Here is a 14,171-nt window from a genome sequence, read left to right on the forward strand (position 1 = left end):
ATTGACGAGCCTCCTCTGACTGCCACCGCGGTACCCACCCCGACAACGGCGAGCGCCGCAGCACCCGTCCGGCGCGCCAACCGGTTGGCCATGATCACTCCTCTTCTTCTCCGAAATCGCGAGGACCCAGATATCCTTTGCAACTTACATATCCGGAGTCGCAGCACAATTCGTTACACCGTCGTGGGATTTCTTCACCAGTGGCTGGTCTATCCAAGGAACAATCGTCGTGGTTGCCGGAGCTTCGATAGTGAATGCAAATGCACGATTTTCGAGATCATATGCATCGACTGAATTTGCCCAAAATCTACCGCCGCAAGTCACGGGACCTACGGCACAACCTACTGTTATGGGGTGATTGTCGCTTCTGCACCCGAATGGTCGCGTTCCCCCTGGTTCCTCCTCACACCCCCGGAGAGCCCCCCGGAATCAATCAACCGCCCACGCATCGATGCTGTCATTGATGCCGCAGTTCTTCGATCATCAGTCACCGTAATCACTGCGCCTGGCGGCTCTGGGAAAAGCCAAGCACTAGCGCAATGGACCCGGGGAACGGAAAACCCCGTCGCGTGGCTGACGCTCACTCGATACGACACAACCCCGCAGCGGATACTGCGAGGTCTCATTTCCGCTTTTCAATACGGGGCCTCGAATTGGGAACAAAATCTAACATCGGAGCTATCGACGCTGGATCCCAACCTGGCGGATCCGGGGGCAGCATACGAGGCATTGTGGAGGCTTTTCGCAACACTCGACACGCCCGTTGTCCTGGTCATCGATGATGCGCATCATGCTGGACCGGCGCTGGCAGACAGCGTGCTCGCGGATCTCATCGAGCGCCCCTTCCCCACGCTCCGAATAATCCTGGCAGGTCGAGGCCAACCTCCACTTCTACGTCGTCGACCTGATCATGAACAGTCGAGTATCAGTGCCGTCGATTTGAATTTCACCGAAGGCGAGATTGCCGCACTTCGCGCCGTGACTCCTCGCAGCGCCAACCCCGAAGCTGCCGAACAGATCTTCGACGCTACCGGCGGTTGGGCTTTAGCCGTTCGCCTGATTCTTGATCGTGCTCCGGGCGCCCGTTCATCGCTCTCATCACCGAGCGACACGTTCCGATTGACCGACTACGTTGCCGATCACGTTTTGGCGCAACTACGTCCTGACCTTGCCGATTTCATCTTGGCGACAACTACCTCCTCGCGTTTGGATGCCGTTCTCGCTACTGCGCTGACCGGGCGATCAGATGCAGAACTGCTTCTCCGAGAATGCGTCGACACCGGCTTGTTTCTCGACCGCTACGTGGACTCGCATAATCGGTCGATCTATCGGTGGCATTCGGTATTCGCCAGCCATTGTCGAATCATTCTCAGCCGTGACGACACTGCGCAAGCCGACAACTTGTGCCGCGTCGCAGCCGAGCATGTCCAGTCGCAGTACCCGTTAAAGGCTGTCACTCTTGCGTTGCGTGGGAAAGATCCGCAGTATGCTGCACAAGTCATCCACACTCACTGGCTTGATCTCGTAGTGACCTCCCAAGCTGATGTGCTTGAAATGCAATGCCTTTCACTACCCGCACCCTGGCGCGACAGCGCCATGATCTGCGCGGTTCGCGCATGCGTCCGCGATGTTCTCGGCGACCGAACCGGGGCATCAATGCTCTTCGATCAGGCCCGCGCCGCGATGGCGCGTGACCCCGCAGTGGCCGAATCCTTGACCCTCGTTACCGCAATCAGTGAGCTGCTCCTGGCGGACAGCCATCCCCAGCTCATCGCCACGTGCGACACCGTCTCACGACTGCTCCGTGGTTCTCATGAATTGATTCCGACCACCTACAGTTGCGCCGTGTTCCTCCTCGGCTGGACCGAGCTGAGGTTGCGCCGCGACCCTGACCAAGCCATTCGTTTGCTCAGCACTGCCGTTCGCGAATGTCAGGTTGTCGGGCAAGTCACCATCGCACGTCGCGCGTCGGCAAATCTACGATTTGCGCTGGCCTTCAAAGGCGATTTCAACGCCGCCATGGCTCTTGATCCATCGCTCACCGACGGGCCGGACGACAATCACTGGGACATTTACGATGCCGGTATCGAGCCCTTTTCCGAAGGCTTCGTGCATTACTGGAGAAACGATCTCGAGCAGTCCGACAAAAAGCTCCAGCAGGTAATTCTCTCCAGCAGCAGCGACGCACCGTACGCAGACCTCGCCCGGGTCCACCGAGCCTTCATCGCCAGCACCGCCGGCAATTCCGACACCCTCGACTCCGCAGAAGCCGAGCTGGCGTCTGTCAATGAGGCGGAGGCGCATGGCGTTCCGTGGTTGATCTACAAACAAATCGCTCAGGCCAAGATTGCCGAAGCCCGAGGTCACTCAGACCTAGCGGTTGCTATCGCCAACGGGATTGCGAACTTTCAGTACGTCCCTGCTGTCGCGGCAATGGTCGGCGAGTTGCATCGCCGGACCGGCGACGATGTTCGCGCAGTCGAACTGGTCGCACCGCTGACAAATATTGCCGCACCAAATTATGTCAGAGTCAGTGCGATGGTGACGTTGGCGCTCATACGCAGCAGCCGAGGCGAGTCGGTGCCCGCTCATCAAATCCTCGAGGAAAGTTTGGATATTGCGGAACCGCAGGCGATTTTGCGCCCCTACGTCGAGGGGCACAAAGACCTTCGCGACCTGCTCGCCGCACACTCGCGCTGGGGATCGAAACACACGGAGTTCTTGGGTGCCGCATTGGCATCGAGCAGCGAAATTTCACCCCACCATCATTTGTCGGGACACAGTCTGTCGCGACGAGAATTGGAAGTGCTCGGGTATCTGCGCACCAATATGACGACGGTGGAAATCGCGAAAGCGCTGTTTGTGTCGGTGAATACGATCAAATCCCAGAAGAGTTCGCTCTATCGCAAACTCGGAGTCACCAACCGAAAGGGCGCCGTGGCCATTCGCATCTGGCTCCCCTCGGAAGGCCTGACTCGAACCGGGCCACCGGCTGACTGAAACTCATCAGTGGCCCGGGCGAGATCAGACAGCCTTGTGTACCGCGGGTGGATTCCAGCGACCATCCAGAACTTGCGGATGCGGCGCATAGAGGCGCATCGTGACACCGAGTGGCCCGAGCGGAGCAGGCAACCAGTTGGACTCCAGTTCCGGTCCCGGATTTTCATGCTGAAGATGGAGATCGAGCGATCCGTCTTCATTGAAGGTCAACTGATCCCGGTCACCGATCGCGAACCGGTCCAGTTCGTTGGCTGCCTGGAATCCCTCCGCGTCGTACATCGTGACCGACCAGAACGCTGACACCGGCGGCAGTGCGTCTGCCGCGAAGCGGATGACGTACCGACGATCTCCGATCAGGGTGTCACCATCGGCATCAGTTGCCAGGAACGGGTAGACGGCATCCTCGGGCGGGTTCGCGCCGAGTCCGATCATGGTCATCGCAGCACGTTGGAAGTAGTAGTTGCCGTACACACCAACCGTGTCGGTGAATACCGTCCAACCATTGACCTTCGAGCCCAATGTTGCGAGTGCACGACGAAGATCTGCGAGTGCTGCATCGGCGCCGGCCTCGATTTCCTTGACGTCGGTATCGGTGAACCGAGCCCGATCGAAATCCTGGCCGGGAACAACGCCGAGTTGAGCGATACGAGCCAACACCGAGAAATCTGTGGGATGCGGCGGATTAGCTTTCAATGCCTCAGCGGCGCGCGCGAAGTAGTCGATTGCGCTGAGTCCGTTGACAATTGTCAGCGGCTCGGTGGTGGTGTCGTGATCGGGATCGATCACGTGAACAGGTGTCGGAACCAAAGGCGTGACTGTGAAACCGTCCTGCACGGCGTTGACTGCCGGATAGTCTGCGACTCCTTCGGTCTGAATTCGACCGATGATCCAGACGTACGGCGTCGGTGCAACAATGACCTCGATATCGGTGGGCAACTCACCGGAATAGTTCGGGCCGACCACCACCCAATCCGCCGCATCGGTTCCGGTGGTCCGGTTGCCCGGATTGGCGAACACATCCGTCCACATATCGAGCATCGGAAGCATGTAATAGCGGTTGCCCGCTTCCGGCACATGAACTTTGACAGGTCCGGCAGTCAGATCGAGCCACGCGGTCGAGTAAAGCGTGTCGAAATTGGGTCGTACAACGACGCGGAAGTCTGCCGGCGGAAATGCACGCAGGTGATGAAATTCGTTTGCGGGTCCATATCCCGGTCGCGCCTTCGCATCGACGTTCAAGCCCTGCAACCGGGTGACGTCCATCATCACCAGAGGATAGAGGTAGGTGTATGCCTCGTAGCTCAACGTACGCAGGTCACTGGACAGCGTGCTCATGAATCTCCCTTGTAGCTTTTCGTGTGGTTCCACGCGAGTGATGCACAGTGTGGAAGCGCTTCCCCCGGAAGCTCTTCGCTGTGTCTCGACGATGCATCTCGGTCAGTCTTCGGAGTCCCAGGTCGCGACAGCCCAAATTACGACGATATCGAGTGCGATGATCAGAATCGACCAGAGCGGGTAATGCGGAAGCCACAGGAAGTTCGCGATAATCGACAGCGCCGCAATCAAGATCGCAGCAATGCGGGCCCACGTGGCCGCCATCATCATTCCGACGGATATCGCGAGAGCAACGACACCCAGGGCGATGTGAATCCAGCCCCATGTCGTCGTATCCAACTCGTAGATGTACACCGCTCCGACAACGAAGAGGTCATCTTTGGCAACCGCCGAAATCCCTTGGAGCAGAGAGATGACGCCAGCGGTGAGGAGAAGGACAGCGGCTGCAAGATTCGTACCGGTTGCGATGCCCTTCTTCACCGGATGGGAATTGACCTTCGGAGATGTTTCAGTCATGTTCTTCCTCTCAGAGATGTTGCGTTAAAGGGCGAAAGTTCAGCTATCAGTGGATGCTGCGGCGTCACTCACGCTCTTGCGGTACCACTGCCAGCCTGCGGTGAGAATGACGGCGCCGGCGAGCGACCCGACGATTCCGCTGGGGCGCAACGAAAGTCCGTCACCCGCTATCAGACTGACGAGCAAGCCGCCAAGCAGGGAACCGCTGATTCCGGCAGCGAATGCGGCCGGCCAATCCAGTCGCCGGCTACTGGAACCCAGAATCAATTGGGCACCCGCGCCTATTACGGTCCCGAACAGAAGTATTCCGATGATGAGCATGAGGTAATGCCTTTCAGTGAGAAATTATGGCGGACCGGATAACAGTTACAGCGTCATCCTTCCCCTATGTCCGCTTTCATGTCAGGAGAATCAGCGTGAAAGGCGTTGGCCGCATCGCGATTCGTCCGGTACAACTGAGCCTCTTCCAGCAAACCGAATCGGAGCAGGTGTTCCCGAAGATGCGGACGGACTCGGGAGTAGCCCAGCGTGATCGAACGCGCATGCAACCAGTCCTTCAATCCCGTCAGCATGTCGGCACCAGTGACGTCGATATCAGTCACGGCCTCGAGATCCAGAACAAATTCAGTGACGTGATTGGGGGCCGATTCAACCGCTGTACGGACTCTGGCCGCCAGGACGGTGCTGTTCGCAAAGAAAATTGGGGCCGCAAAGCGCATGACGATAAGGCCTGGCGCTGTCTCCTCGACGTCGTCTGCCCCGTCCAGGAGCGATACTGTCGGATCGTCCGATCCGGCGAGGATATCAATGGCAGGATTAGCGGCACGTCGCGCGAGGTTGATCAACGAGAGAACAAACGCCAGGACAATTCCGCCAATCGGACCGATGAGGAGAACGCCACCGAAACACACTGCACCGATTGCACATTCAGCCTTCGATTGATTCCACAATTCGGTGAAATCGACGAACCCGATAAGTTTGAAGACCGCGACAGCGACAATCGCGCCGATTGCCGGCGACGGAATATCTGCCAACAGATCGGTGCCAAACAAGAGTAGTAACAACGTACCCGCGGCCAGGACAATGCTGGGCAACTGAGTGCGTGAACCCGCTGTGTCCATCGCAGCGGTACGCGACGTCGACGAACCGATAGTGAACGATGAAAAAAGACCAGAGGCAATATTCGCGGCACCGAAGGCCGTCAGATCCCGGTCCGGATCCGTGGAGTAGTTGTTCTTCTCGCCGTACTGCCGAGATACCAGCAATCCCTCGGCCAGAGCAACCGCAGTCAGAGCGATCGCCGACGGCACCAGCGAAAGCCAGGTGGCAATACTCAATGTCGGTACCGCGAACGTCGGTAGACCGGCAGGAACATTGCCCAGAACCGATACGCCCTTACCTTCGAGGTAAAGCACAATCGACAGCGTTGTCGCTCCGACCATCACTACCAATGCCCAGGGCACGACGGCCGCGATCCTTCGACCGAGAACAAGTATCAATATCGAACCGGATCCGAGTGCGACAGCCCAGAAATTTGACTCCCCGAGATTACTCACGAGGTCGATCACTTTCTCGGTAAATTCACCGGCACTGTCGATCGGAACACCGAGTATCTTGGCAATCTGACTGACAGTGATGTCCAATGCCAATCCTCCGACAAACCCGATCAGAATCGGCTTGGACAAGAAATCTGCCAAAAATCCCAGTTTGAACATCGCGCATGCCATAAACATCAGCCCACCGAGAATTGCTTGCGCTGCAGCCATTTCGGCATAATTCTCGCTCCCCGCAGCGCCCAGACCGATCAACGAAGAAGCAACCATTGCCGCTGCGGCCGCATCTGGTGACGCGACGACCTGCCGGGAGGAAACAAGAAATGCAAAAACAAGCGTCGGCACGATCAAGGCATACAGTCCCGCCGTCGCAGGAAGACCCGCAATTTGTGCGTATCCGATATTCAACGGGACCGAGATTGCAAGCAAAGTAACGCCGGCAGAGAACTCCCTAACCCAATTACTCCGGGTGAGACCCTCGATTGGATGGTGCACGCGGGTCCTCCCGTCTCAATTAGTTGGATACTTTTCGCCACACCGGCATGTTCGTGGGCGATCGCAACCCACACTGACGACTGCGTGAAATGTACCGACTCATCCATATTTCGGCATCACCCTGTGAGGGTGAAAATATCCCCCCGAATCCAGCAATGCTTGGGGAAAGTGTGACTTGAAATTTGGTCTCCGACATCTTCCGTCGGAAACTCTCTCGTGTACCTCTCAGACGCGAAACCGACTTTCACCCTCAGGGGATGATGCGCGAAACTGTGGTGATCAGTAACATCCACTACATAGCATTCGAATTCGCCTTCCGAATACATGCATCGCCGTGTTGCTACTTCTTTCGCGTCATTTTGTCAGGTGATCACTTTCCCGGCCACTACATTTTCTCGCAGCACGCCAACCTCGCTGCCGACATCATCATGTTTCGACCCTTTTGCCGAGGTCGTCGATGACGCTTGCGCGCTGACACCCCGCGACGCGCGTCAACTGAACGCACGTTGTCCGCGCATCGCAATTACTGCCCGTACAAGAGTTTTGGAGATATCAATACTGACTTCCCTGGGAAACGTGCTGCCAGTGGCAGTCGGAATTGCCATCAGTCCCATTCCGATCATCGCCCTCGTACTCATGGTGTTGTCCCCGAATGCCCGAGGTGCACGTCTCGGATTCATGCTCCGATAGACACTCGGAATCGACTCCGCAACTACACTGTTCACCGCTCTAGCGTCCGCACTTCCGCAAGGAACTCTGAACGATCAACCCCCGAGGCAGTCTCCGAATGCTCACGGTAAATCTCGAGAGCAGCTTCGACCGACTCTCGCGACGCAGGCAGTAAGGGCAAGCGCACATTCGGCGTCGGAATCCTGCCCAGTGCATGCAGCACGCCCTTGATCACCGTCGGATTCGGTTCGGCGAATAATGCACCGGACAGCCGCGACAAGTCCTGACCGAATGCTCGTGCACGGTCCAAATCTCCACTCTCCCAAGCGTTGACCAGACCTACGAAGTCTCTGGTCGCAACATGGGCCGATGCCAAAATTCCGCCCGTGGAGCCCAGGGCAAGCATGGGGACAAGAAACGGATCGTCACCCGCCAAAACTGCGAAATCAGCAGGTAGATCGGCACAAAGCTCGACGGCGGAAGGATCTATGCCACCTGCGGCGTACTTCACCGCGACGATGCCGGGCAATCGCCCCAACTCCTGCAGGGTGGCGGCATCAAGATCACGTCCCGTTCGATACGGGACATGGTAGACGATCAACGGCACCGGGCTCGATGCCTGCAAGTGCGTAAAGTGTGCCACTACACCGGCATTCGATGGCCTGGTGAAGTAGGGAACCGGCACCAGGGCCGCGCTGACCTCCGGCCATCGACCCAGTTCCTCCAGTGCACCGGCACTCCCCGTCGTGTCGTTATTGCCGGCCCCGACAATCAACGACGCACCGCGAGCGCGGCAGACACCGGCGCAGATATCGACGATGTCGCGTCGTTCCTGCTGAGTCAGGGTCGCAGTCTCAGCGGTGGTCCCGAGCGCAACCAGCCCGATCGCTCCATCTTCGAGCACCTGGTGTGCGAGTTGTTCGAGGGCGTCGGTTGCCACCTGTCCGCTCGCGCCGAAGGGCGTGATCAGCGGTACGTGGATTCCAGCCAAGGCGAGGTGGGAAGTCATAGGATCCACCTTTACCGAGCCAACCTTGTAGGTCTAGTTCGCATTTCCGACGCCGAGCGTAAGCTCAGATGATGCTCGATGTCAGGCGACTACGCCTTCTCCGTGAACTGGCCTTGCGCGGGACCATCGTTGCTGTCGCCCAGGCCCTCTCATTCAGTCCGTCGGCGGTATCCCAACAGCTAGCCGTTCTGGAACGCGAAGCCGGAGTGCCGTTGCTCGAGCGGACGGGCCGTCGGGTCAGGCTGACTCCTGCCGGCTCGAATCTCGCACGTCATGCCGAAGCCATCCTGGCGCGCTTGGAACAGGCGTCGGGAGAACTGGTCGACGCCCGTCGCGGGCTAGCGGGTCCACTCCGAATCGGAACATTTCCGACAGCGGCACGCGCGATCCTGCCCCCGGCGTTGATAGCGCTGGCACAGGAACACCCGGGACTGGAACCGATGGTCTCGGAGATCGATCCGGCTGACGTCGCCGATGCCCTACGTGCCGGCGACCTGGACTTGGCATTGATCCACGACTACGACTTCGTTCCGCGGCCAACCGAACCCGGCTTGACGACGCTTCCGCTGTGCAGCGAATCGGTATACCTGGCTTCGGCTGATCCGCTGACAACCGTCACCACACTCACTGATTGCGTCGAACTTCCGTGGATCACCGCAATCCCCGGAACCGCTTGTCACGCAATGACGATTCGGGCATGTCAGGCCGCAGGATTCACGCCGAGAGTGAGACACCACATCGATGAGTTCGCCACGGTTCTTGCTCTCGTCTCTGCGGGACAAGGCGTTTCGCTTGTTCCGGAACTAGGCGCAATTCATCCGCCTCCGGGAGTACGCCTGACGCCCATGCCGATTCGGCGACGAACGATGATCGCGCACCGGGCAGGGTCCGCCGCGCACCCAGCGGTTGCGACCGTGACAGGTGCTCTCCGCTCGGCGGTACCCGAACTGCTGGACGCCGAGCGCTAACGACCGGAAGCTGCACATGTGCGGCCATTGCTGAACTCTCGCAAGAATGTATCGCGCATATCGACCTGACAAGATCGACCCGCCTCGCATGAATCATGTACAACCCACTTACATATTCGAACAGCGGTAAGAAATACCCAGTTTCTCCAGAATGAAACAATGTTTAAAAAATAAGTTCGAAATCCCTCCGGCAACGACCCTCCACGCGAACAATTAAAGAAAGTTAGTAAGTTCAGCAAAATAGTTTGATTCGACTACCGGGGTCACTCGGGCCAACGTCCGACCCGCTGACCTGGATCTTTTTTGCCAAATGACTCAGATCGAAAGGACGGCCGAGCCTGAACAGGCCGTACGACCAATAGGATTCGATTGCGATATCTATCCCGAAGAGGCGGATCAACAATCACCCACAACAGGAACAGAATTACTTATCCCGTCGGGATGATAATCAAACCCTCCATCAAACAAATCCCACATACTGGGACAGTTTGTGCGAATTTCGCTTTATCAACTAATGCACTAATTTACAGTTCCACATGTCCTGAATACTCAAGCTACTAATCCCTGGAGATGTGCATGAGCGTGAATTCGGAATCGACAAGAAACCACCGAAGCAGCATCCGACGCATGGCCGTCGTATTCGCAGCATCGGCAGCCCTGGTAGGCGGCGCAGGTGCGATGGCCACAACAGCCTCGGCGGACCCTGACTGCAGCAGCGCCTGCGGCGGAAGCCTCAACCTTGCCTTCGGCAGCAACGGTTGGGATCTCGGCAGCCTGAACTTCGCCGATTTCGGAAGCCTGAACACCGGCAGCAGCGAGTGGGATTTCGGCAGCGGCGGTTGGAATCTCGGCAGCCTATTTGACCTCAGCGAGTGGAATCTCGGCAGCCTATTCGGCAGCGGAGACTTCAATCTTGGAAGCGTGAACCTCGGTAGCGTGAATTTGGGCAGTACGAACTTGGGCAGCGTGGACCCCGTGAGCACTGGCGGAGGAAGCGGCGGCGGCAACCCCTGATTTCACAGCAAGACGCGGGCACCCCAGCACAATGCTGCTGGGGTGCTCGCTCCCGTCGAATACGACAATCTTTGCCCGAATGAACGAGCGACAGAACCTACATGTCGAGGCCGAGATCGAGAACTGTCACGGAATGCGTCAGACCTCCGACAGCGAGGTAATCGACACCGGTACCGGCGTACTCCGCTGCGACATCGAGGCTCAGGCCACCGGACGCTTCGAGCTTCGTGCTCGGCGACACTGTGTTGCGTCGCTGCACTGCAATCTGGGTCTGCCACAGCGGAAAGTTGTCCAGCAGAATGAGTTCGACGTTCTCGGCGAGCACCTCGTCGAGCTGAGTGAGGTTGTCCACCTCGACCTCGCACTCGATGTTCGGCGCAAGTTCACGTACGGCCCGCAGCGCCGCAACTACGGAACCGGCGGCAGCAACGTGGTTGTCCTTGATCAGCGCCGCGTCGCCGAGTCCCATGCGGTGGTTGAATCCGCCACCGACCTGAACTGCGTACTTCTGCAGCGAACGCAAACCGGGAAGGGTCTTCCGAGTATCGCGGATCTTGGCATGAGTGCCGGCGACTGCGTCAACCCACTGCGACGTCGCGGTCGCGATACCGGAGAGGTGGCACACCAGGTTGAGCATCGTGCGCTCCGCGGTCAGCAGACCCAGAGTCGGTGCCATCACGGAGAGCACCGACTGTCCTGCTTCAACGCGGGTTCCGTCCGCGACACGATCGAGCACCTCGTAATTACCGGCACCGATCACCTCGTCGAGCACCAGCAATCCGACGTCGATACCGGCGATTGTGCCGGCGGACCGAGCACCAACCGAGGCCTTGGCTACGGCGTCTGCGGGAACCGTCGCTACGGAAGTGACATCCGGTCCGTACCGCAGGTCCTCGTCCAGCGCGAGCCGGATCAGAGTGAGTACCTCGTCGCGGTCGAGGGCGGCGGGCAACGGCTTCTGCGCGGTCATCGATGAACTCCTGTCAAAAATGTGTCGAGCATGTCGAGTGCGCCGTCTCTACCCAGTTTGATTCGGGTACTACGACGCTGATTAGGGTCGGTCTCGGGATGGTCGGTGCGCGTGTGGCAGCCACGACTCTCGGTGCGGGCGATGGCAACGTCCACCAAAGCTGTAGCAGTCAAGGTCAGGGCTACGTCTTCGAGTTCTGGAACAGTAACTGCAACAGTCTTATCGGCAGCTGCGAGCGATGTGCGCGCTACTTCGAGCCCGACACCGTCGCGGACGACAGAGGTGTTCGCGGTCATGATCGACTGCACCTTCTCGCGAGGCAGAATCGGCAGGGGCCGACGCACCACGTTGACTACTTCAGCGTGAACCTCACGACGCTCCGCGGCCGCTATTCCGGCGCGCTCCCCCACAACCAGTCCTTCGAGAAGGCTGTTGGATGCAAGGCGATTGGCTCCGTGCAATCCGGTGCGCGCAACTTCACCCGCCGCATACAGGCCCGGCACGCCGGTGCGCCCATGCACGTCGGTTGCTACGCCACCACAAGAATAATGCGCTGCCGGCGCCACCGGGATCAGTTGCGTCCGGGGGTCGATACCGGCTTCGAGGCACGATGCCGTAATGGTCGGGAACCGAGCCGCGAACCCGTCGAGCTTTCGTGCATCGAGGTACACGTGATCGGTGCCCAGGTCACGCAATCGCGCCGCGATGGCGCGAGAGACCACATCACGGGGCGCCAGATCACCGAGCGGGTGAACACCAGCAGTTACCGAATCACCATTGGTGTCAACAAGAATCGCACCCTCGCCCCGCACGGCCTCACTGATCAACGGCCGTCGACCGAGGCCGCCGGGTGTGAACAGAACCGTCGGATGGAACTGTACGAATTCAAGGTCGGATATTGCCGCACCAGCCTCGAGCGCCAAGGCGATACCGTCGGCAGTAGCTCCGGGCGGGTTGGTGCTGCACGCATACAGCTGGCCAAGGCCACCCGTCGCGAGCAGAACTGCCGGCGCGTGAATAACGCCGAGTCCGTCGGGCGACGAGACGATCAATCCGCACACACCACGGCGGTTCGTCACCACCTGAACGGCAGCGGCGCCGAACAGAACCGGCAGGCCAGCAGCATTGAGTGCCCGCTGAACTTCCGCTCCGGTGGCGTCACCGCCGGCATGAATGATGCGTCGAGTGCTGTGCCCACCCTCACGGGTGCGTGACACCTCGCCGTCTCGGCCACGGTCGAACACTGCCCCGAGTGCAGCCAGAGCAGCAACGGCTTCGTGCCCTGATTCGACGACGGAATACACCGCCGCTTCGTCACAGAGTCCGACACCCGCTTCACACGTATCGGCAACATGGGAGTCCACCGAATCGGTGCTCAGATCGCCGACGACGGCAATGCCGCCCTGCGCGTACTGCGTGGACGTATCCGTCGGACCGCCCTTGCTGACGGTCAAAACTTTCAGTCCCCGCAGGGACGCTGTCCGCGCGGCGGTAAGCCCCGCGACACCGCCACCCACGACGACCAGATCGGCGTGAGCCTCCCAGGCGAAACGCCCGGCAGGGCTCGTCACTCGCCGCCGCCCGGATTGCCGATCTCGATCATCCGCTGTACCGATTTCTGTGCACGCTTGGCCATTTCGAGGTCGACATGGACTTCGTCCTTGCCTTCGAGCAGGCACCGCAGCAACGCAGCGGGCGTGATCATCTTCATGTACGGGCACGACGCGCGGTCGTTCACGGCCTGGAAGTCGACGCCCGGTGCCGCCTTACGGAGCTGATGCAGCATGCCGATTTCGGTTGCAACCAGCACCTGCTTGCTCTTGGTGGTGCGTGCGGCATCGAGCATGCCACCGGTGGAGAGGATCTTGACCTTGTCGGCCGGAACTGCACCTTCGCCGGCCAGGTACAGAGCCGAAGTGGCGCAACCACATTCGGGGTGCACATAAAGTTCTGCGTCGGGGTGAGCCTTGGACTTGGCCGTCAGCTCGTCACCGTTGATGCCGGCGTGGACGTGGCATTCACCGGCCCAGATCTGCATGTTGGTGCGGCCGGTCACGCGCTTGACGTGGGCACCGAGGAACTGGTCAGGCAGGAACAGCACCTCGCGGTCAGCGTCGATGGAATTGACCACGTCGACCGCGTTGGACGACGTGCAGCAGATGTCGGTCAGTCCTTTGACCTCTGCCGTGGTGTTCACGTAGGAAACCACCAGGGCATTCGGGTTGTCGGCTTTCCACTCACGAAGCTGCTCCGCGTTGATGGAATCAGCCAACGAGCAACCCGCGCGCTCGTCCGGGATCAGCACCGTCTTGGACGGCGACAGAATCTTGGCCGTCTCGGCCATGAAGTGGACGCCGCAGAACACGATCGTGTCCTCGGGAGCCTCGGCTGCAATACGCGAGAGAGCAAGTGAGTCACCGACATGATCGGCGACGTCTTGAATGGCAGGCAACTGGTAGTTGTGCGCCAAAATGGTGGCGCCGCGTTCGCGAGCCAGACGTTTGACCTCGGCGGCCCATTCCGGGGTCGCCTCGACTCCCGTGTATCCACCGGGGCCGTCATGAATCTGCGAGGTCGATCCCTCCCATAACGTCGTGGTCGTCATGGCGTTCTCCTTCACCGTGAACCCGGGCGTAGCGCCC

General features: G+C 59.3%; 11 protein-coding genes. 3 read left to right on the plus strand and 8 right to left on the minus strand.

From position 1 onward, the window contains the following. The first annotated feature begins 354 nt into the window (after positions 1 to 354). Complete coding sequence (locus BDB13_RS21280; RefSeq protein WP_369597456.1) at positions 355 to 3,000, plus strand: helix-turn-helix transcriptional regulator; 2,646 nt, start codon at positions 355 to 357, stop codon at positions 2,998 to 3,000. A 24-nt stretch (positions 3,001 to 3,024) separates the two neighbouring features. Here BDB13_RS21280 and BDB13_RS21285 read toward each other — a convergent pair whose 3' ends face one another. The 5 genes from BDB13_RS21285 to BDB13_RS21310 all read right to left on the minus strand — a co-directional run bounded on the left by BDB13_RS21285 (position 3,025) and on the right by BDB13_RS21310 (position 8,577). Continuing rightward, positions 3,025 to 4,335, minus strand: coding sequence for a DUF1254 domain-containing protein (locus BDB13_RS21285; protein WP_094273584.1), 1,311 nt, complete (start codon positions 4,333 to 4,335; stop codon positions 3,025 to 3,027). Between the two features lie 102 nt (positions 4,336 to 4,437). Further along, positions 4,438 to 4,851 carry a DUF7144 family membrane protein gene (locus BDB13_RS21290; RefSeq protein WP_094273585.1) on the minus strand — a complete coding sequence of 138 codons (414 nt, stop codon included), beginning with the start codon at positions 4,849 to 4,851 and terminating at the stop codon, positions 4,438 to 4,440. 39 nt (positions 4,852 to 4,890) lie between these two features. Next, positions 4,891 to 5,172, minus strand: coding sequence for a hypothetical protein (locus BDB13_RS21295; RefSeq protein WP_094273586.1), 282 nt, complete (start codon positions 5,170 to 5,172; stop codon positions 4,891 to 4,893). Between the two features lie 53 nt (positions 5,173 to 5,225). Next, a complete protein-coding gene (locus tag BDB13_RS21300) occupies positions 5,226 to 6,899 on the minus strand; it encodes a SulP family inorganic anion transporter (RefSeq protein ID WP_094273587.1) in 1,674 nt (557 codons plus the stop codon). Positions 6,900 to 7,620: 721 nt separating this feature from the next. Beyond that, positions 7,621 to 8,577, minus strand: a complete 957-nt coding sequence (locus BDB13_RS21310; protein ID WP_094273589.1) for a dihydrodipicolinate synthase family protein — start codon at positions 8,575 to 8,577, stop codon at positions 7,621 to 7,623. Positions 8,578 to 8,648: 71 nt separating this feature from the next. On the opposite strand from BDB13_RS21310, the gene BDB13_RS21315 reads away from it, so the two are divergent. Together BDB13_RS21315 and BDB13_RS21320 are read left to right on the plus strand one after the other, a co-directional pair. Beyond that, positions 8,649 to 9,545, plus strand: coding sequence for a LysR substrate-binding domain-containing protein (locus BDB13_RS21315; RefSeq protein ID WP_094275082.1), 897 nt, complete (start codon positions 8,649 to 8,651; stop codon positions 9,543 to 9,545). 627 nt (positions 9,546 to 10,172) lie between these two features. Beyond that, positions 10,173 to 10,559 carry a hypothetical protein gene (locus tag BDB13_RS21320; RefSeq protein ID WP_094273590.1) on the plus strand — a complete coding sequence of 129 codons (387 nt, stop codon included), beginning with the start codon at positions 10,173 to 10,175 and terminating at the stop codon, positions 10,557 to 10,559. A 97-nt stretch (positions 10,560 to 10,656) separates the two neighbouring features. Here the strand turns inward: BDB13_RS21320 and nadC are convergent, their stop codons facing one another. Genes nadC through nadA form a run of 3 tightly spaced genes read right to left on the minus strand, consistent with a single transcriptional unit; the run spans position 10,657 to position 14,134 of the window. Next, on the minus strand, positions 10,657 to 11,529 hold the full coding sequence (gene nadC / locus BDB13_RS21325; RefSeq protein ID WP_094273591.1) for a carboxylating nicotinate-nucleotide diphosphorylase: 873 nt from the start codon (positions 11,527 to 11,529) through the stop codon (positions 10,657 to 10,659). Further along, positions 11,526 to 13,100 carry an L-aspartate oxidase gene (locus BDB13_RS21330; protein WP_094273592.1) on the minus strand — a complete coding sequence of 525 codons (1,575 nt, stop codon included), beginning with the start codon at positions 13,098 to 13,100 and terminating at the stop codon, positions 11,526 to 11,528. Before BDB13_RS21330 ends, nadC begins: the two co-directional genes overlap by 4 nt. Continuing rightward, entirely contained in the window at positions 13,097 to 14,134 is a 1,038-nt protein-coding gene (gene nadA / locus BDB13_RS21335; protein WP_094275083.1) for a quinolinate synthase NadA, read from the minus strand. The genes BDB13_RS21330 and nadA overlap by 4 nt, the downstream gene beginning before the upstream one ends. Between the last annotated feature and the right edge of the window lie 37 nt (positions 14,135 to 14,171).

Source organism: Rhodococcus sp. OK302 (assembly GCF_002245895.1).
GTDB lineage: Bacteria > Actinomycetota > Actinomycetes > Mycobacteriales > Mycobacteriaceae > Rhodococcus_F.

Bases quoted from the DNA above. Each gene is read 5' to 3' on its own strand.
- BDB13_RS21285 (WP_094273584.1), bottom strand. From the start codon at position 4,335: ATGAGCACGCTGTCCAGTGACCTGCGTACGTTGAGCTACGAGGCATAC.
- BDB13_RS21290 (WP_094273585.1), bottom strand. From the start codon at position 4,851: ATGACTGAAACATCTCCGAAGGTCAATTCCCATCCGGTGAAGAAGGGC.
- BDB13_RS21295 (WP_094273586.1), bottom strand. From the start codon at position 5,172: ATGCTCATCATCGGAATACTTCTGTTCGGGACCGTAATAGGCGCGGGT.
- BDB13_RS21310 (WP_094273589.1), bottom strand. From the start codon at position 8,577: ATGACTTCCCACCTCGCCTTGGCTGGAATCCACGTACCGCTGATCACG.
- BDB13_RS21315 (WP_094275082.1), top strand. From the start codon at position 8,649: ATGCTCGATGTCAGGCGACTACGCCTTCTCCGTGAACTGGCCTTGCGC.
- BDB13_RS21320 (WP_094273590.1), top strand. From the start codon at position 10,173: ATGGCCGTCGTATTCGCAGCATCGGCAGCCCTGGTAGGCGGCGCAGGT.
- nadC (WP_094273591.1), bottom strand. From the start codon at position 11,529: ATGACCGCGCAGAAGCCGTTGCCCGCCGCCCTCGACCGCGACGAGGTA.
- nadA (WP_094275083.1), bottom strand. From the start codon at position 14,134: ATGACGACCACGACGTTATGGGAGGGATCGACCTCGCAGATTCATGAC.